This window comes from Kribbibacterium absianum (genome assembly GCF_030067705.1).
Taxonomy (GTDB): Bacteria; Actinomycetota; Coriobacteriia; order Coriobacteriales; family Atopobiaceae; genus Kribbibacterium; species Kribbibacterium absianum.
Window position 1 is genome coordinate 18,599 of record NZ_JASJEX010000003.1, and the last position, 17,753, is coordinate 36,351.

Consider the following 17,753-nt stretch of genomic DNA (forward strand, 5'->3'; position numbering starts at 1 on the left):
CTCTGGGAATCAGCCCAGTGGAAGAGCGGGCCCGAGGAGGTGCCGATGCACTGCGAGCGGTGCGGCAAAGAGCTGCCGGACGACGCCAAGTTCTGCGTGGAGTGCGGCGCGCCCGTGCCCCGCGTCGAGGACGGGGGCGCCGTGGCCGCCCCTGCCGACGAGGCGCCCGAGGGTGCAGCCGATTGTGCGGAGCCCCAAGCGCCGAGCGGGGACGAGGAGCCTGCGGCGCCGACCGCGCGGCTCGCTTCCTCGGCCACGCCCACTGTGGTCCCGGGGGAGACCACCGAGCTGGCATCCGACGACGGTCGTGAGGAGGCCATCGCGTCCCTTGGCCCCGTGCACGACGGCGAGACCCAGGAGACCGCGCGCCCCGCGCTGGATGGCCTCGAGGACACCGGCATGTGGGACAGCACGGGGCCGGTCGGTCGTGCGCCGCGCCCCACCGTGGAGGGCGACGCCCACACCAAACGTCTCGGCCTCATCGCCGCCATCGTCGTCTTCGTGACCGCCCTCGGGCTGCTCATCGGCTTCGTGACCTGGCGCATGGAGCTGTGGGGCGGCGTGACGGTCCCGGACGTCGTGGGCGAGCCCGTGGTCGAGGCCACGGCGGCGTTGCAGGACGCGGGCTTCTCGGTGGAGACCAAAGACGTGGTCAGCGATGACTCGGTGGGCAAGGTCGTCTCGCAGGACCCGGCCGGTTCCCGGCGCGTGGACCGCGGGACGGCGGTGGCCATCGCGGTGGGCGTCGAGCGGACGGTGCCGGACGTCGAGGGCATGACGCTCGACGACGCGCGCTCCGCGCTGTCCGAGAGGTCCATCGACCACCTGCGCCTCGAGTACCAGAACTCCAACGAGGACGAGGGCACGGTGATCTCGGTGTCGCCCGCGGCCGGCTCCGTGGTGGGCAAGGACGACCTGGTCACGCTGGTGGTCGCACAGCCGTACACGGTCCCGGACGTGGTGGGCCTCACCCAGCGGGACGCCGAGGAGGCCGTGCAGCGCGCAGGGCTGACGCCCGAGTCCTCGTACGTGGCGTCGGACCAGAAGGCCGGCACCGTGGTGTCGAGCGACCCTTCGGGAGGCGCGTCGCTCAAGGAGGGCGAGAAGGTCAAGCTGTACGTCTCGTCGCTCTATCCCGCGAGCCCGTACGCGGTGGTCGACTATCTCGAGACGCGCCCGGCGGACCTCTCCGCCTACCTGCGCGAGCAGGGCTACCGGATCCTCTACGGCACGTCGGACAATGATGTCGCGAAGATGACCTGGGAGGGCGCCGAGGCCGATCCGGTGGTGGTCGTGGGGCCGAACCCGTTCGCCACCTACAGCGGCTTCCAGTTCTGGGCCACGGACGCACTGGCGGCCGGCGCGCAGGTGCAGGGCGTGCGCCTGGAGCTGAGCCAGACGAGCGCGCCCGACGGCGTGACGCTCAAGGTGGACCAGGCGACCGTCACGAGCCTCATGAACGCGTGCGGCCTCAAGGCCACCGGGGGCACCACGACGACCGCGAGCCCCTCGACGCTCGGCGTCTCGACGACGGACGCGAACTTTGTGTCCAAGGCCGGCACGCAGGACGACGTCTCGTGGGTGGTCTGCGTGTGGAAGGACGCCCGCGGGAGCATCTCGGCGGCGGTGTGCGCCGCGCCGAGCGGCCAGTTGCAAGCGAACCTCGAGGCCGATGGCCTCAAACTGAGCGACTACGACAACAACCTCGCGGCCCTCGCGGCCGACCAGCTCTGCGTGAAGGGATGACGGTGGCCGAGGACGAGAAGGCGACGGCGCGCGACGAGTTCGAGCGCCCGGAGAACGAGGACGACGACGGCTACGACCCCTGGTCTGACCGGCCGGCCGTGCGCGAGCCGCTCTTCGAGGAGGACCCCTGGGGCTAGCCGTGGTGACCCGGCGCGGTGCGTGCCCCGCATCGACTCTCCCGCGCGAGAGGGCTGATGCGGGGCAAATGCTGCAACGGTTTACCCACTATCTACGCAGGGATGGCTGAGAGCAGGCGCCGGACCCCAAACGACCCGATGCGGGGCAACGGAGACTATCCCGTCGCCAGCGCGACGATGAGCCACACCACGACCGCCACGGCCACTGCGGCGATGCACGCAATCGCGACCCGGCGGTTGCGCTGCTGCTTCTTGGTCGCGAACAGGTCGCGGCGCCCCTTGGGAACCTCGAGGTACTGGCCGTACTTGAGTCCCTCTTTGAACCTGCGCTCGTCCGAGCGGCTGCGCCGGTAGCCGGCGCCGGAGAGCATCGAGCCGCGCCTCGTGGTGTAGTCGCTCTCATGGGTGTAGTCGATCGCGGAGGCCTCGTCGTCCTCGCTCATGAGGTCGACGGGCGGCTGTGTGCGATGGGGCGTGGGCTCGCGTGTCAGCGGCGCGCGCACCTCCGCCGGCATCGGGTTCTTGATGTGGCGGGGGGCCGGCGCGGGGTTTTCCTCGCGCTCTCGGTTGAGGCTCACGTCGAGCGCGGACTGGGCGCCCGGCTCGGTCACCCGTGCGTGGGCCGCAGGATCGCCGGACATCGTGACGACGTCGGCGCGCTGGCGGTTGCTCGGCAGGCTCCCCTCGAAATTGGGGTCCCAGGCCGCCGGATCGCGGCGGGGGAGCGGCGCCGAGACGGTCTCGGGCTCGTCGCCGTAGTCCACCGGGTCGAGTCCGGTGATGCGCTTGTTGCGTCCCAGGTCCTCCATGGGCACCCTCCGGTCACGGGCAGGATGGTTATATGGAAGCCATTCTAGGCGGTTGTATCGACGGGGCGCAGAGTGTAAGGCTCCTGTGACGGCTTCGCGGAAGACGAGAGGCCTACACCGTCATCGGGCGGTCCTGGCCGGCGGCCACCACGCGCACGCGGCCTGCGGTGAAGTCGCAACAGGCGGCCGGCGCCGTCGCGCCAAGGGCGCCCGCGAGAGCCGCCACCGCGAGCGACGGGCGGTTGTTCTTCTGCGAGATGTGCATCGCGACGACCGTCTCGGTCCTCTCGGTCACAAGGCGCGGCAGCGCCTCCGCCGCCTGGGCGTTTGACAGGTGCCCGTAGCGGCCGCCGACGCGTTCCTGCAGGTATCGAGGGTAGGGGCCGTTCTTGAGCATCGTCGTGTCATGGTTGCTCTCAAGGGCCAGCACGCGCACGCCGTGCAGCGCCTCCATCGCGGCGTCGGTCACCACGCCCGTGTCGGTGCAGATCCCGACGGCGTCGTCCCCGCAGGAGAAGACGAGGCCGAGCGGCTCCCGCACGTCATGGCTCGTGGGGAACGTGCGCACCGTCATGCCTCCGGCCGAGAAGCTCGTCCCCAGCTCCACGGGCTCGAACGGCAGCGACTCCATCGAGGGGCGAGCGTGCGCGGTGCCCCACGAGCCCAGCAGCTGCCCCGACCAGTGCTTGACCCAGACCGGCAGCCCCTTGGTGTGGTCCGTGTGCTCGTGCGTGACGATGCAACAGGCCGCCGCCTCGGCGTCCACTCCCAGCTCCGCGCTGCGGCGCAGCAGCTCGCGACGGGACAGCCCGTCGTCCACGAGCACGAGCCCCTCCGGGCCCTCCACCAGGTAGGCGTTGCCCTGGGAGCCCGAGGCGAGCACATGAAGTCTGAGAAGCGGGGACACCGACCCTCCTTTTCGCAGGTAGGCGCGCAGAATCACGGCCTGTCATTGTAGCCGTAGCCGTTTGGCCGGCGCGGGGCCGTCTAGACTACCTCCGTCACCGATTGGCGCCGGGCCCGCCCGGGCGCCTTCGAGAAGGGACGTGCCATGACATCAGTCGCTCGGCGCTACGCCAAGGACCTCCGGACCACGCCGGCGCCGGACGCGCTCCGGGCGCCGGTGGTGCTCATGGTCTCTGGCGGCGCCGACTCCACGGCGCTCCTTCTTCTGGCGTGCACGTCGACGCTCGACATCGCCGACGGACGCGGCGAGGCCCACATCGCCCGGGAGCGCCTCCACGTGCTCCATGTGAACCACGGGCTGCGCGGCCTCGATGCCGAGGAGGACGAGGAGTTCGTCCGCGGCCTGGCCGAGCGCTGGGGCGTGCCGGTGACCGTGCGCTCGGTGGACGTGCCGGCACTGGCCGATGCGCGGCCGGGCGAGTCGTTCGAGCAGGTGGCCCGTGAGGTGCGCTATGCCGAGGCTGCGGCGCTCGCCGACCGGCTCTGCGAGGAGTGGGGCACGCCGCGTTCGGCCGCCCGCATCGTCACGGCCCACACGGCCGACGACCGTGCCGAGACCTTCTTCATGAACGCGGTCCGCGGCACCGGCGCGCGAGGGCTCAGCTCGATCCCGCGGGTGCGCGGCCGCATCGTGCGCCCGTTGCTGGAGCTGCGGCACCGCGACCTCTGCGACCTGCTCCGCATGCACGGCATCGTCTGGCGCGAGGACGAGACCAACCAGGACGTCCGCTACCTGCGCAACCATGTGCGCCACCGCCTCCTGCCGGTGGCCGCCGAGGAGAACCCCCGGGTGGTGGAGGCGGTCGCGTCGACGGTGGAGATCGTCTCGGACGAGGACGCCTACCTCACCTCCGTCGCGATGCGGGCCTATCGCGAGGTCACCCGCACGAGCGAGGAGGGCCTGCGCGTGCTCGACGCCAACCGCCTGGCGGCCATGGACGTCGCCATCGCCCGGCGCGTGGCCCGCTCGGCGCTGCTCGACGTGGCGCCCACGATGCGCCTCGAGGCCCAGCACGTGAACGCGCTGCTCGAGCTTGTGGCGGCGGGGGAGGGCTCGTTCACGGCGCCGCTCGGCGTGGACGTGTCGGTGCAGTACGGCACGCTGCGCATCAAGGGGCGCGACGCCGAGAAGGCCTTCGCCGGCTGGCTCGAGGTGCCGGGCGCGCTGGACCTGGGCGACGGGCGCTCGCTCGTGGCGTCGCTCGTGCCGGTGGCGCCGGCCGACAACGCGCCGGCGCTGGCTCGCGCCCACGGCCTGGAGCATGAGGGCCTCTCCGTGATGCTGGATGCCGAGGCCTGCGGCGTGGCCCCCGAGGGCGGCCGGCTGTGGGTCGACGCGCCCAAGGCCGGCGACGTGCTCTGCCCCTTGGGCATGCACGGGCAGTCGAAGCGCGTGAGCGAGCTGCTCGCCGAAGCCCGCGTGCCCGCCCGTGAGCGCAGTCGGGTGCCGATGGTGCGCACGGGCCCCACCGGAGCCGCGGTGTGGGTGGTCGGCGTGCGCGCCGACGAACGGGCCAGGGTCACGCCCGGCACCCGCGCGGTCGCCCTGCTCACGCTCGTGGACGAGCGCGGCCGGTGATGCCGGCGGTCGCCGACGACGTCTCTTGTCGGATCGACAGGGTTGCCGGGGTTGCCTCTCAAGGTGTCTGAAGGCTGGTACCATGGGGCGTTATCGAAGGGAACGCGTGCGGCCCCTCGAGGGCCGAGAGGGGGCGCTATCGTGGAACTGCATCCCGACATCGAGAAGGTGGTTCTTTCCGAGGACCAGATCGCGGAGATCGTGGCCGGGCTCGGAGCACAGATCACCCGGGACTACGCCGACAAGAACCCGCTCGTCATTTGCGTCTTGAAGGGGGCCGCCATCGTGACGGCCGACCTCGTGCGCCAGATCAAGACGCCCATCACGATGGACTTCATGGCCGTCTCCAGCTACGGCGACGGCACCACGAGCTCGGGCGTCGTGCGCATTCTGAAGGACCTCGACACGCGCATCGAGGGGCGCCACGTGATCATCGTCGAGGACATCCTGGACTCCGGGCTGACGCTCTCCTATCTGATCCGCCTGCTCAAGTCCCGGAACCCCGCTTCCGTCGCTGTGGCCGCCTTCCTCGTCAAGGATCTGGAAGATAGGGAATCTGCGGTGTCCCCCCATTATGTGGGCGCCCATGTGCCCAACGAGTTCCTCGTTGGGTACGGTCTGGACTATGCCGAGAGGTACCGTAATTTGCCCTACATCGGCGTGCTCAAGCCCGAATGCTATCTGTGACCCGCGGGGGAGCTGGGTCCCAAGAGGAGTGAGAGATGGCCACCACATCCGGCCCCAGAGGGTCGAACCGCCCCGGTAAAGGGGGCAAGGACCCCAACAGCCGCACCAACCTGCTCTACATCCTGCTCTTAGTGCTCTGCGGCGCCTACCTGTTCTGGTCGATCGGGTCGGTGGGCACCAAGACCCCCGCGACGAGCACGGCGGGCACTGAGGCGACGGCGACTGCCGACTCCGCGCCGGCCACCACGAGCTCCTCCGCCACCACCGCCCTCTCCACGAGCGAGTTCGTCGCGGCGGTGAAGGACGGTCGCGTGAAGGCCGTCACCTGGACCAAGGACTCCGGCGCCCTTTCCGGTACCTACTGGGCGAGCAAGTCCGACGTGGGCAACACGGAGAAGCTCTCCCGGTTCTCGAGCACCTACGCCGGCTCCGACAGCCTCGAGGAGCTCATGGCGGCGCACCCGGACACCGACTTCACGGTGGACATGAGCTCGTCGTCCCTCGGCATCAGCTTCCTGATCAGCATCGTGCCGACGGTCCTGCTGGTCATCGCGATGTTTGTGATCATGAACCGCAACCAGGGCCAGAACAACTCGGCGATGCAGTTCGGCAAGACCAAGGCCAAGACCACCGAGGAGACGCGCCCGCAGGTCAAGTTCAAGGACGTGGCCGGCATCGACGAGGCCGTGGCCGAGATTCAGGAGATCCGCGACTTCCTCGTGAACCCCGAGCGCTTCCAGCGCATGGGCGCGAAGATCCCTCACGGCGTGCTTCTGATGGGCCCTCCGGGCACCGGCAAGACGCTGCTCGCGAAGGCCGTCGCCGGCGAGGCCAACGTGCCGTTCTTCTCCATCTCCGGCTCCGACTTCGTCGAGATGTTCGTCGGCGTCGGCGCGAGCCGCGTGCGCGACCTCTTCAAGCAGGCCAAGGCGGCCGCCCCCGCGATCATCTTCATCGACGAGATCGACGCCGTCGGCCGTCAGCGCGGCGCCGGCCTCGGCGGCGGTCACGACGAGCGCGAGCAGACGCTCAACCAGCTGCTCGTGGAGATGGACGGCTTCGAGGGCAACGCCACGGTGATCCTCATCGCCGCCACCAACCGCCCCGACGTGCTCGACCCTGCCCTGCTCCGTCCCGGCCGTTTCGACCGTCAGATCACGGTGGACCGCCCGGACGTGGGCGGCCGCGAGAAGATCCTCCAGGTGCATGGCGCCAACAAGCCGCTGGAACCGGACGTGGAGTACGGCGCCCTGGCGAAGCTGACCCCGGGCTTCACGGGCGCCGACCTGGCGAACCTGATGAACGAGGCCGCGCTGCTCGCCGCCCGCCGCAACAAGGGCGCCATCGGCATGGCCGAGATCGAGGAGGCCATGGAGCGCGTGATCGCCGGCCCCGAGCGCAAGAGCCGCGTCGTCTCCGAGTGGGAGCGCAAGACCATCGCGTTCCACGAGTCCGGCCACGCCCTTGTGGGCCACTACCTCGAGAACTCCGACCCGGTGCACAAGATCACGATCATCCCGCGCGGCCAGGCCCTGGGCTACACGCTGTCGCTGCCCGAGGAGGACCACTTCCTGCAGACGCGCCAGTCGATGCTCGACCAGATCGCCGTCCTCCTTGGCGGCCGTACCGCCGAGGAGCTGTACTGCAGCGACATCACGTCGGGCGCGAGCAACGACCTCGAGCGCGCCACCAAGCTCGCCCGCGAGATGGTCACCCGCTACGGCATGTCCAAGGTGCTCGGCACACAGGTCTTCGGCGAGGCCCAGCACGAGGTCTTCCTCGGCCGTGACTACGCCGACAAGCAGGACTACTCGCCCGAGACAGCGCTCCGCATCGACGGCGAGGTGAGCCGCATCATGCGCCAGGCCCACGAGAAGGCCAAGGAGATCCTCACCACCCATAGGGAGCAGATCGAGACCATGGCCGAGGTGCTGCTCGAGCGCGAGACCGTCGAGGGCGAGGCCATGCAGGCGCTGCTCGACGGCACGTGGGCCCAGTACCTGAAGGACCACCCGGAGGAGGCCGCCAACGAGGCCAAGGCCGAGCTGGGCGAGCCGGAGCCGCCGGCGGGCGACGTGGCCGTGGAGAAGGCCGAGAAGGCGGACGACGAGGCCATCGACGAGCCGGACGCGACGCTCGGGGAGACGGCGGACGAGAAGGCAGTCGCCGAGGGCGACAAGCCCGTCGACGCGGATCTGGACGACGACGAGAAGGCGGGGCTCTGAGCCCGGCTCGGTCGTGAGAGGTCGGCACAACGCCAGCGCGCCGCGCTGGCGTTTTTCTTTGGCGAGCGTCGATCAGGGCTCACGCCCGCCGGCGGTTCACGCCGCCTGTCGCTCTGCCACCATCTCGTCGTGCACGGCGTCGAGGGCGGAGACCAGCGGCTTGATGGCGTCGAAGTCCTCATCGGCGTCGGTCATCACGACGAACACGTAGGAGCTGCCCGACTTGGTGACGATGCCCGCGTCGACGGTCGCGGGGCAATCGTAGGAGTCCGCCGGGTACCAGCCGGGCTTGCTCTGCACGGTGACCTCGTCGCTGCGGAGCAGGTCGCCGGCAACGGAGTGCTCGGTCTCGCCCAGATAGATCCCGAGGGTCTCGCTCGCGTCGGTGTCGGTCGCGAGGAACTGCTCGGCGGACGTCCATAGGGCGCCGAGCTCGGCCGGGCTTATCCAGGGGTAGTTGTCCTCCACTGCCGCCGCTGCGTCGGGGGCGCCGTTCTCGGTGAGCCACTGGGCCAGGTTTCCCCGCCCGTACGTGGAGACGATGCTCGCGTAGCTGGCGTTGTCGGAATAGACGAGGCAGTTGTAGACGGTGTCGGTGCCCACCGAGGAGCCCCCGTCCGTCTCCATGGCCATCGTGCTCGCGGCGACCTTGATGGAGCTGGCCGGATAGAACGGACGGTCGGCGTTGAGCGTCAGGGTGTCCGGGGTCGAGAGGTCCTGAAGGTAGATGCCCACCGTGATGTCGTCGGCCTCAAGGGACTCGACCGCCGACTCCAAGGACTGGAAGGCCGCGGTGTCGGTGACGCCCTCCAGAGCGCCCACGGTGATGCCGGAGTCCGAGGTCGCGGTTGCGAAGACGGGCGCCTTGTCCTCCTCGGCCCCGGCTCCGCTGCCGGCCTCCTCGACGACCTCCCTGGCCTCGTTCCGGTTCGGGTTCACGAAGGCGGCCGTGAGGGCTGCGGCCATGAGCACCACGGCGAGCACGCCCACCCAAAGCCGGGGCGTCCGGCTCCAACGGGATCGCCGGCGCCCGTGGTAGCGGGGATTCCGTGGCATTGGCGTCGTTCGGCGAGGCGCACGGCCGGCGGGTTGCGAGGCCCCTCGACGTTGGGTGCGACCGCCGACCAGCGGCGTGGCGCCGTGGGGCGGTTGGCTGCGCTGCGGGGAGCTCGACGGCGCGGCGCGGCCACCGACCAGCGGTGTGGCGTTCGATGTGCGCCGCGGGCCGCGGCTGTTGGTGTTCGCACTGCCGCCGTGGGACATGGTGGGCCCTTCTGAAGGTCGGCTCGCTGCGCGGGGCGTGCTCGATCCGTGCGCTATGCAATAGGAGGACGAAACAATGCACACCGGCGCGGCGCACCTGCTCAAAGCCCAAGTATAGGCGCGAGCATGATTCGGCGCGAGTTGCTCGGGGTCCAACCAGTGACAATCCGTGGACTGCTGGTGGAGCGCGTCCCGCGTGAGGGTACGGTGGCCCCTACAGCCAATCGAAGGAGCGAGCGATGAGCCTGAACCAGGTCATGTACGACTACGGCGCCCAGAAGTCCTCTATCCGCGAGATCGCCGCCTATGCGAGCGCTCGAAAGGCAGAGGTGGGCGCGGGGAACGTGTTCGACTTCTCGCTCGGCAACCCGAGCGTCCCCGCTCCGCAGCAAGTGACCGATGCGATCCGCCGCTGCCTGGCACTGCCGCCTCAGGAGCTTCACGGCTACACGCCCGCACCGGGGCTGCCGAGCTGTCGTCAGGCGGTGGCGGAGTCCCTCAACCGCCGCTTTGGCACCGCCTACTCGGGAGAGCACGTCTTCATGACGGTGGGGGCTGCCGCGTCGCTGAGCTGCACGTTCCGTGCGCTCGTGAACCCGGGCGACGAGGTCGTCGTCATCAGCCCCTACTTCCCCGAGTACAAGGTGTGGATCGAGTGCGCCGGGGCCACCTGCATCGAGGTGCCCGCCGCGCGTCCGAGCTTCCAGCCGGACCTCGACGCGCTGGCCGCGGCCGTCACGGAGCGCACCAAGGCCGTTGTGATCAACTCGCCCAACAACCCCGTGGGCGTGGTGTACACGGAGGAGTCGCTGCGCGGGCTGGCGCAGGTGCTCAAGGACGCCGAGGAGCGTCTCGGCACGGCCATCTACCTGGTGTCCGACGAGCCCTACCGCGAGATCGTCTACGGCTGCGACGTGCCGTGGGTCCCGAGCATCTACGACCGCACCGTCGTCTGCTACTCCTACTCCAAGAGCCTGTCGCTGCCCGGCGAGCGCGTGGGCTGGGTGCTCGTGCCCCCCACGAACCCAGAGGGCGCCGAGGTCTTCACGGCGGTGGCCGGGGCGGCGCGTGCGCTGGGCTTCGTCTGCGCGCCGGCTCTGTTCCAGCGGGTGATCGAGGCCTGCGTGGACGTGCCGGCCGACGTGGCGGCCTATGCCGAGAACCGCGACCTCCTGACGAGCGGCCTGGCCGAGGCCGGTTACACCTATGTGGAGCCGGACGGTGCGTTCTACCTGTGGGTCCAGGCGCTGGAGTCGGACTGCGAGGCGTTCTTCCGGCGGGCGAGGGCCCTGGAGCTGCTGCCCGTGCCGTCGACGAGCTTTGGCTGCGACGGCTGGGTGCGCGTGGGCTACTGCGTGGCGCGCGAGACCATCGAGCGCTCGATGCCGGCCTGGCGCGCGCTGGCGCAGAGCTATCGGTAGAGGACAGTTGGGCTTGTAGATGCCCCTGCAGTTGGTTTCATTACTTGCTGCCGAATCTCCGCCGGTGCTCTTCGGCAGCAACTAGTGAAACCATCCCGAGCAAAACCCGCCTCTCGCGCCTTGCAGATTGCCGCGACCTGCGGTTCTATGGGCCGAGAACCCCGGTTCCGCGCGGTTGGTTTCACAAGTTGCTGCCCAGTTTGCCGCCGGTATACTTCGGCAGCAAGTTGTTCAACCAAATGCGGCTCGGGGCGCGTCATTTCGTCCGCTACACTGGGCACAACCTCGGCTGAAAGGCTCTTCGATGCTCCAGAACCTCTGCGACACCCACGTCCACACGATTTTCTCTCGGCATGCCTATTCGACACTCGAGGAGGACGTGCGGGCGGCGGCGGACGCGGGGCTCGAGCTGCTGGGCGTGGCCGACCACTTCTCGGCCATGATCGCTCCCTGTGGAGACTTTCGCGCCCACCAGCATTTCGGCAACGAGGCCGTGTGGCCCAGGCGATGGCACGGCGTGACCCTGCTGCGGGCGGCCGAGGTGGACATCATGGACCTGTCGGGCCGGCTATTCGGCCAGGGCGAGACCGCCTGGGGCTTGGACGGCAATCCCTTGGAGGGGTCGGACTTCTTCGGTTTCTGTCTGCGCTCCTGTGATTACCTGGTGGCCTCGGTGCATGGGCGCCGGCTGCCGGACACCGCCACCCTTGCTCAGGGCACTGCGCTCTATGTGGCCGCGCTGGAGAACCCCAAGGTGCTGACCCTGGGACACATCGGCCGCGCGGGCGTTCCGTTCGAGGTCGAGACAGTGGTGCGCGCCGCCAAGGAGTTGCACAAGCTCATCGAGGTCAACGAGCACAGCCTCGAGCTGGCGGCCAGCCCCTTCTTTAGCGACGACATTCCCGCGCTGTGCCGCACCATCGCCGAGCGCTGTGCCGAGGAGGGCGTTCCCATAGCTGTGAACACCGACGCGCACATCAGCTATGACGTGGGAAAGGCCCCGCACGCGCTGGCGATGCTGGAGGAGATTCACTTCCCGCAGGAGCTGGTGGCGACGAGGAGCGCGGCGGCGTTCTTGGAGGCCGTCGAGCAGGGCGTGGGGCCGGTGGAAGGGCTGTAGGTCACGCATCCAGGCGGGTGATTCGGCCTTGTGCGGGATTCGCCAGCGACGTGGGCGCGCGAAGCGGGCCGGAGCAAAGAGGGCCCTGCGGGCGCAATGCTCGCAGGGCCCTCTCGACTGGCGGCGTGCGAAGTCGCTAGATGGCGAGCTCCAGCGTGATCGGGGCGTGGTCGGACCCCATCACGTTGTCGAGGATGTTCGCCGCCTCGATGTCGCCCTTGAGCGCCTCGCTCACGAGGAAGTAGTCCAGACGCCAGCCGGAGTTGCTCTGGCGTCCGCGCTCGCGGTAGCTCCACCAGGTGTAGACGCCGCCTTTGTCCGGGTGCAGGTAGCGATAGGTGTCCACAAAGCCGGGGTCCAGAAGGCGGGTGAAGTCCTCGCGCTCGGCGTCGGTGAAGCCGGCATGGCCCTCGTTGTCCTCGGGGTGCGCGAGGTCGATGGGCTCGTGGGCCACGTTGAAGTCGCCGCAGAGGACGACGGGCTTGTCCTTGGCCAGGTCGTCCACCAGCTTGGTCAGGTGCGCGTCCCATTCCTCGCGGATCGGCAGCCGCTGCAGCTGGTCCTGGGAGTTGGGGGAGTACACGGAGATGAACCAGTACTTGTCGAACTCGCACCCGCAGATGCGGCCCTCCTTGTCGGCCACCTCGAGCCCGGTCTTGTGGATCACCTGGATGGGCTTCTCCTTCGAGAAGACCGCGGTGCCGGAGTAGCCTTTCTTTTCGGCATAGGACCAGGCCTGGTGGTAGCCGGGGAGCTCCAGCTCCACCTCGCCTTCCTGGCAACGGGTCTCCTGGACGCCGAAGACGTCGGCGTCCTGCTCGTTGAAGAACGACATGAAGTCCTTGCGCAGGATGGCGCGGATGCCGTTGACGTTCCACGAGACGAGCTTCTGGCTCATGGGTGCCTCCCTCTCGCGGCGCCGGCGAGAAGGACGGCGCCCGATTCCACTGTGGCAGCAGGTATGGACAGTTCGACCGGGTTTGTACCGAAGGGACTTGGTGCCAAACGGGAGGCGGGGTCGGTGTGGGCAACCTGCGCAGGAAAACCGTGACGGCTGTTGGCCTGTCGGCAACGGGCCCTTCCGCCTGTGGGGTTCTCGGCGGGCGCTTGGGGCGCGAGTCACAACGTGCCGGATTCTGGCTCATCCGCAGAAGTCGATGATGCGGTCCAGCTCGCGGGCCGCCTGCTCCTCGCCCAGGGCCCAGGCCTGTTCCAGCTCCGCCACCTTGAGCGTGGAGTTCTTCACCGGCATCGCGTCGGGACGGATCACGAGCGCGCGGCCCTGGCGCTCCAGCTCCTCGAGCTGGTCCTGGGCCTCGTTGTAGCGCTCGTTGCGAGTGATGAGCGCCTCTCGCACGCGCGGCCACTCGTGGTACAGCCGGGAGAAGGCCCGCTTGGAGAACTCGGACGTGGGCTCTTTGCGATAGCCGGCCGGCCGCGTGGCGATGAGCACGAGGTGCTCCCAGCCGTCAGCGAGCGCGATCACGTGGGGGAGGCCGGCGCCCTCGCCGAGGCCGCCGTCGTACATAGGCTCGCCGGCGAGCGAGATGGGGTTCATCATCACCGGCAGCGTGGAGCTGGCGCGGGCGTGGTCCGCCATGGAGACGGCGTCCGGCAGGTCCTCCTTGTGCCAGCGGTAGGAGCGGCCGCTCTTGGCGCCGAAGCTCTGGCTCGCCGCCTCGGCGGGGTTCGCGCAGAAGGTCGCCCAGTCGAACGCGACCGAGCCGTCCTCGATGCACCCCTCGTAGAGATAGTCGCTGTTGAAGTAGCCGTCGCCATGGAGCCAGTGGCCCACGCCGCCGAACTGGGGGTCCTCGGCCGATTCCACGAACTGCAGCCGGCTGCGCCGCCAGTCGCGCGCCACGTGGTTGTAGGTGAGGCTCGAGCCGGCGCTGATGCCGCACACGTAGGGGAACCGGAGCCCCGCCTCGAGGATCGCCTTGGAGAACGCGCCGGTGTACGAGGCCCGCATCCCCCCACCCTCGAAGCAGAGGGCGACGTCGTCGATGGCCACGGGTACCTCCTCTTCGCCGAAAAAGCCCATGCTAGCAGCTCCGCCCGAGGGCGGGCGCTCGCGCCGTCCGCAGCGGGTGCCCTATACTGCGTGGTGCCTGTGCACCTGCGCAGCGATGTCCGGAACGGGGCATCAACGATGCCCGGGTGGTTTTTCTCGTCCACGTCCCATGCCGGCTAGGGGGAACGATGCTCAACCAGGACTTCGCCACATGGCAGTGCGGCAACCGCGAGTTGGCGCTCGCGCGTCCTCGGATCATGGGCGTGCTCAACGTGACGCCGGACTCCTTCTCGGACGGCGGGGCGTTCAAGGACGTGGACGACGCCGTGAGCCACGGGCTGGCACTGCTCGACGCGGGAGCGGACATCATCGACGTGGGCGGCGAGTCCACGCGCCCTGGCTTCACCGCGGTGTCTCCCGACGACGAGGCCAAGCGTGTCGTCCCTGTGGTGCGGGCGCTGCTCGACGAGGGCGCGCTCGTGTCCATCGACACGCGCCACGCGGCCGTCGCGCGCATGTGCGTGCGCCTCGGCGTGCAGATCCTGAACGACGTGACCGGCTTCACCGACCCCGAGATGGTGCAGGTGGCGGCCGACACGCAGTGCGGCTGTGTCGTGGTGCACGCGGGCGAGGTGTCCGACCATCCCACGCGCCGGTCCGTCCTGCTCGACAGCGACCCCCGCTCCCGTGAGCTGCCGGCGGGGCCGGATCCCGCCGTTGCCGAGAAGGGCGCCGACGCCTCTCAGGAGCGCCTGGACGCCGTGATGGCCCGCGCCGTCCGCGCCACCTCGAGCCCCACGGTGCGGCTGGCGGGGCAACGGCGCTTCCCGACCCCCGAGAGCGCGCCGATCATGCGCCGCGTGATGGGGTTCCTCGGTGACCGCGCCCGGACGCTGATGCGCGCGGGCGTGGCCCACGACCGCATCTGTCTGGACCCGGGCCCCGGCTTTGGCAAGCTTGCCGACGAGGACGTCGTGATCCAGCGGGCCACGTCGCAGCTCTCCTCGATGGGGTACGCCGTGATGTGCGCGGTGTCGCGCAAGCGGTTCGTCGGCGCGCTGTCGGGCGTGCAGGAACCCACCGGGCGCGACGCCGCCACCATCGGCGTGTGCCTTGCTGCGGCCGAGGCGGGCGCCCGCGTGCTGCGCGTGCACGACGTGGCCTCGGTGGCGCAGGCGGTGGACAGCTACTGGGCCATCGCGCACCCGTCCCAGAAGCGCGCCTTCGTGGGGCTCGGCTCCAACGTGGGCGACCGGCTCGACTACCTGTCCCGCGCGGTGGCCTTGATCAGCGAGATCCCGCTCACCGCGGTGACCGGCGTGAGCCACGCCTACGAGAGCGACCCGGCCTACGGCGTCGACTCCCCGGTGGCCAACGCCGTGGTGGAGGTGCGCACCGAGCTCACGCCGGAGGTCCTGCTCGGCCAGCTGCTCCAGATCGAGAGCGCCCTGGGCCGCGAGCGCCCGGAGGGCATGGACGGCCACGGCCCCCGCACCATCGACTGCGACCTCCTCTTCATGGAGGACGAGTTCCACGCCGGCTCGCGCCTGAAGCTGCCCCACCCGCGGATGCACGAGCGCGACTTCGTGCTGTTCCCGATGGAGGACCTCGTGCACGACCCGGCCCGCTACCTGCGCCATGCCGGCATCGCGGTGAACGACCGCGAGCACCGGGTGGGTATCGTCCGAGAGGACCTGGGCGTCATCGAGTGGGAGTAGCGGGCGAGGGGGCTTCTAGATGAGCGAGCTGATCTGTGAGGTGCGGCCGAACGTCGCGATGGGGTTCCTGGACGCGATCGGGCCGTGCGCAGCGCTTGCGCTGGCGTCGATGCAGGACGGGGCGCAGGTGCGCTGGCCGTCGGACGTCGTCTGGAGCGGTGAGGCCTTCGCTGTGCGTGCGGGCGCACGCTACGACGAGGGCGTCGTGGTGGACGTGCGGGCCGAGCTGCCGGAGGGCTGGCCTGTGGACGCGGCGCGTGACGCCGTCGCCGCAGCCATCGAGCGGTGGGCCCAGGCGATGCCGGACGGCGCGGCGGCGGGCCCCTGGGGGCCGTTCCTCTCGGACTATTTCGACGCGATGGAGCTGATGGGGCAGGGCGTGGACGCGATCGCCCCGAGCGGCGACACGATCGTGTCCGGGCGGCTGGCGGGCATTGACGGCTGGGGCCGCGTGACGATCCAGAGCCAACCGAGCGGGGACGTGCCCGTGGCCGAGACAGAGCTGGCGCCCGGCTCCGCGACGCTGGTGCCGGCGGAGTAGGGACAGCCGCACGACCGGGCACGCCGGGGCGGCTCCTAGCGCTGGGCCCTCCAGAGCTGGTGGATGCCGCGGAGCGTGAGGTCGGCGTCCACGGACGTGAAGCAGCGGCACGCCATCGACACGGTGCGCGCGAGCCCGCCGGTGGCGATGACGGGGCACTCCTCGACGCCCAGCTCGTCCTTGATGCGCGCCACGAGCCCCTCCGCCATCGCGGCGGTGCCGATCACGATGCCGCTCTGGAGCGCGTGCTCCGACGAGTCGCCGATGGTGCGCTCCGGCATCTCGATGGGCACGCCCGAGAGCTTCGACGCCCGCGAGAACAGCGCGCTCGCCGAGAGCATGATGCCGGGCGCGATGACGCCGCCCACAAAGGCGCCGCGCGGGTCCACCACGTCGATGTTGGTCGCGGTCCCAAAGTCCACGACGATGGCCGGCGCCCCGTACAGCCGCCGCGCCTCGACGGCGTTGGCGATGCGGTCCGCGCCCACTGCCTCGGGGTGGGGGAGGGCGACGGGGATGGGCGCGCCGGCTCCGGACGACACCATGAGGGGCGCGCGGTCGAGGCGCGTGAGGCAGGTGCGCCAGGCGTGGAGCAGGTCCGGCACCACGCAGGCGACGGCCACGGCGTCCACGTCGTCGAAGTCCCGGCCGCTTGCGGTGAAGAGGCCGAGCAGCCGGGCAGTGATCTCGTCGGCCGTGTCGAGACGGTCGGTCTTGGTGCGCCAGTGGTGCACGACGCAGCCGTCCTCGTTCACGAGGCCGAGCGTGGTCTGGGTGTTGCCCACATCGACGGACAGGAACATGGCTCCTCCGGTGGGATCGAGAGTCTGCGAACTCAGCCCCTTTAGGGTGCCGCGAGCCGGCGTTCGGCGCCGCCACTTCATCACAGGACCACAGGAGTGCAGGGCGTTCGGGTCTTCTCGGCCCGACGGATGAGCCGTGCTATCATGCAAAGGCTGTTTCGTCTCGGTCGGAAACCGAGGCGCCCCTTGCCCTGGTCGGAAACCAGGGCCTACAAGAGGAGTCCTGCATGAAGAAGAACATCCATCCTGAGTACATGGAGTGCACGGTTCGCTGCTCCTGCGGCAACACCTGGACCACCCGCGCCACGGTCCCGACCATGACGCTCGACCTCTGCGACCAGTGCCACCCGTTCTACACCGGCACCCAGAAGCTCGTCGACACCGGCGGCCGTGTCCAGCGCTTCGCTGACAAGTTCGGTGGCGCCGCCCAGGCTCAGCTCGAGCGCGAGGCCAAGAAGAAGGAGGCGCGCGCCAAGAAGGACGCCGAGCAGCGGGCCGCCCACGAGGCCAAGGCCGCCGAGAAGGCCGCCAAGAAGGCCGCCAAGGCCGAGGCATACGCCAAGAAGGCCGCTGCTGAGGCTGCCAAGAAGGAGGCCGAGCTGGCCGCCGCCCAGGGCACCGCTGAGGCCGCCGAGGCGACCGCCGAGGTCTTGAACGCCGAGGCCGAGGAGGCCGCGGTGGAGGCCGCCGTCACCGAGTAGCCGCTCTCTCAGGGCATGTGCCG

The 17,753-nt window shown here is 69.8% G+C and carries 16 protein-coding genes; 10 read left to right on the forward strand and 6 right to left on the reverse strand.

Annotated features, from left to right (window positions below):
• The first annotated feature begins 45 nt into the window (after positions 1 to 45).
• Together QJ043_RS05730 and QJ043_RS05735 are read left to right on the forward strand one after the other, a co-directional pair.
• Positions 46 to 1,746, forward strand: coding sequence for a PASTA domain-containing protein (locus tag QJ043_RS05730; RefSeq protein WP_283712708.1), 1,701 nt, complete (start codon positions 46 to 48; stop codon positions 1,744 to 1,746).
• 2 nt (positions 1,747 to 1,748) lie between these two features.
• On the forward strand, positions 1,749 to 1,883 hold the full coding sequence (locus tag QJ043_RS05735; protein ID WP_283712709.1) for a hypothetical protein: 135 nt from the start codon (positions 1,749 to 1,751) through the stop codon (positions 1,881 to 1,883).
• A gap of 155 nt (positions 1,884 to 2,038) precedes the next feature.
• On the opposite strand, the gene QJ043_RS05740 is transcribed toward QJ043_RS05735, so the two are convergent.
• Both QJ043_RS05740 and QJ043_RS05745 read right to left on the reverse strand, forming a co-directional pair.
• A complete protein-coding gene (locus QJ043_RS05740; protein ID WP_283712710.1) occupies positions 2,039 to 2,692 on the reverse strand; it encodes a hypothetical protein in 654 nt (217 codons plus the stop codon).
• A 112-nt stretch (positions 2,693 to 2,804) separates the two neighbouring features.
• Entirely contained in the window at positions 2,805 to 3,599 is a 795-nt protein-coding gene (locus QJ043_RS05745; RefSeq protein ID WP_283712711.1) for an MBL fold metallo-hydrolase, read from the reverse strand.
• A 144-nt stretch (positions 3,600 to 3,743) separates the two neighbouring features.
• Between QJ043_RS05745 and tilS the strand changes: the two genes are divergently transcribed.
• The 3 genes from tilS (at position 3,744) to ftsH (ending at position 8,149) form a co-directional block, all read left to right on the forward strand.
• A complete protein-coding gene (gene tilS / locus QJ043_RS05750; RefSeq protein ID WP_283712712.1) occupies positions 3,744 to 5,237 on the forward strand; it encodes a tRNA lysidine(34) synthetase TilS in 1,494 nt (497 codons plus the stop codon).
• A 138-nt stretch (positions 5,238 to 5,375) separates the two neighbouring features.
• Positions 5,376 to 5,924 carry a hypoxanthine phosphoribosyltransferase gene (hpt, locus tag QJ043_RS05755; RefSeq protein WP_283713138.1) on the forward strand — a complete coding sequence of 183 codons (549 nt, stop codon included), beginning with the start codon at positions 5,376 to 5,378 and terminating at the stop codon, positions 5,922 to 5,924.
• Positions 5,925 to 5,959: 35 nt separating this feature from the next.
• A complete protein-coding gene (gene ftsH, locus QJ043_RS05760) occupies positions 5,960 to 8,149 on the forward strand; it encodes an ATP-dependent zinc metalloprotease FtsH (protein ID WP_283712713.1) in 2,190 nt (729 codons plus the stop codon).
• Positions 8,150 to 8,245: 96 nt separating this feature from the next.
• Here ftsH and QJ043_RS05765 read toward each other — a convergent pair whose 3' ends face one another.
• Positions 8,246 to 9,139, reverse strand: coding sequence for a serine hydrolase (locus tag QJ043_RS05765; RefSeq protein WP_283722768.1), 894 nt, complete (start codon positions 9,137 to 9,139; stop codon positions 8,246 to 8,248).
• A gap of 512 nt (positions 9,140 to 9,651) precedes the next feature.
• Between QJ043_RS05765 and QJ043_RS05770 the strand changes: the two genes are divergently transcribed.
• Positions 9,652 to 10,833, forward strand: a complete 1,182-nt coding sequence (locus tag QJ043_RS05770; RefSeq protein ID WP_283712715.1) for a pyridoxal phosphate-dependent aminotransferase — start codon at positions 9,652 to 9,654, stop codon at positions 10,831 to 10,833.
• A gap of 304 nt (positions 10,834 to 11,137) precedes the next feature.
• Complete coding sequence (locus tag QJ043_RS05775) at positions 11,138 to 11,953, forward strand: PHP domain-containing protein (protein ID WP_283712716.1); 816 nt, start codon at positions 11,138 to 11,140, stop codon at positions 11,951 to 11,953.
• 136 nt (positions 11,954 to 12,089) lie between these two features.
• Here the strand turns inward: QJ043_RS05775 and QJ043_RS05780 are convergent, their stop codons facing one another.
• The gene (locus QJ043_RS05780; protein WP_283712717.1) at positions 12,090 to 12,851 is read right to left on the reverse strand and encodes an exodeoxyribonuclease III; all 762 of its coding nucleotides are present in this window, start codon (positions 12,849 to 12,851) and stop codon (positions 12,090 to 12,092) included.
• Positions 12,852 to 13,094: 243 nt separating this feature from the next.
• Entirely contained in the window at positions 13,095 to 13,967 is an 873-nt protein-coding gene (locus QJ043_RS05785) for a patatin-like phospholipase family protein (protein WP_283722770.1), read from the reverse strand.
• 188 nt (positions 13,968 to 14,155) lie between these two features.
• Here QJ043_RS05785 and folP point away from each other — a divergent pair, with 188 nt between their 5' ends.
• The gene (folP, locus tag QJ043_RS05790) at positions 14,156 to 15,685 is read left to right on the forward strand and encodes a dihydropteroate synthase (RefSeq protein ID WP_283712719.1); all 1,530 of its coding nucleotides are present in this window, start codon (positions 14,156 to 14,158) and stop codon (positions 15,683 to 15,685) included.
• Positions 15,686 to 15,704: 19 nt separating this feature from the next.
• Positions 15,705 to 16,226 (forward strand): hypothetical protein, encoded by a 522-nt coding sequence (locus tag QJ043_RS05795; protein WP_283712720.1) that lies wholly within the window; start codon positions 15,705 to 15,707, stop codon positions 16,224 to 16,226.
• Between the two features lie 35 nt (positions 16,227 to 16,261).
• Here the strand turns inward: QJ043_RS05795 and QJ043_RS05800 are convergent, their stop codons facing one another.
• Positions 16,262 to 17,029 carry a type III pantothenate kinase gene (locus QJ043_RS05800; RefSeq protein ID WP_283712721.1) on the reverse strand — a complete coding sequence of 256 codons (768 nt, stop codon included), beginning with the start codon at positions 17,027 to 17,029 and terminating at the stop codon, positions 16,262 to 16,264.
• Positions 17,030 to 17,256: 227 nt separating this feature from the next.
• Here QJ043_RS05800 and rpmE point away from each other — a divergent pair, with 227 nt between their 5' ends.
• Positions 17,257 to 17,730 carry a 50S ribosomal protein L31 gene (rpmE, locus tag QJ043_RS05805; RefSeq protein WP_283712722.1) on the forward strand — a complete coding sequence of 158 codons (474 nt, stop codon included), beginning with the start codon at positions 17,257 to 17,259 and terminating at the stop codon, positions 17,728 to 17,730.
• Positions 17,731 to 17,753 lie beyond the last annotated feature (23 nt).

Excerpts from the sequence above, each read along its gene's own strand:
- folP (WP_283712719.1), top strand. The coding sequence starts at position 14,156 with ATGCTCAACCAGGACTTCGCCACATGGCAGTGCGGCAACCGCGAGTTG.
- rpmE (WP_283712722.1), top strand. The coding sequence starts at position 17,257 with ATGAAGAAGAACATCCATCCTGAGTACATGGAGTGCACGGTTCGCTGC.
- tilS (WP_283712712.1), top strand. The coding sequence starts at position 3,744 with ATGACATCAGTCGCTCGGCGCTACGCCAAGGACCTCCGGACCACGCCG.
- QJ043_RS05795 (WP_283712720.1), top strand. The coding sequence starts at position 15,705 with ATGAGCGAGCTGATCTGTGAGGTGCGGCCGAACGTCGCGATGGGGTTC.
- QJ043_RS05800 (WP_283712721.1), bottom strand. The coding sequence starts at position 17,029 with ATGTTCCTGTCCGTCGATGTGGGCAACACCCAGACCACGCTCGGCCTC.
- QJ043_RS05770 (WP_283712715.1), top strand. The coding sequence starts at position 9,652 with ATGAGCCTGAACCAGGTCATGTACGACTACGGCGCCCAGAAGTCCTCT.
- QJ043_RS05775 (WP_283712716.1), top strand. The coding sequence starts at position 11,138 with ATGCTCCAGAACCTCTGCGACACCCACGTCCACACGATTTTCTCTCGG.
- ftsH (WP_283712713.1), top strand. The coding sequence starts at position 5,960 with ATGGCCACCACATCCGGCCCCAGAGGGTCGAACCGCCCCGGTAAAGGG.
- QJ043_RS05730 (WP_283712708.1), top strand. The coding sequence starts at position 46 with ATGCACTGCGAGCGGTGCGGCAAAGAGCTGCCGGACGACGCCAAGTTC.
- QJ043_RS05780 (WP_283712717.1), bottom strand. The coding sequence starts at position 12,851 with ATGAGCCAGAAGCTCGTCTCGTGGAACGTCAACGGCATCCGCGCCATC.
- QJ043_RS05740 (WP_283712710.1), bottom strand. The coding sequence starts at position 2,692 with ATGGAGGACCTGGGACGCAACAAGCGCATCACCGGACTCGACCCGGTG.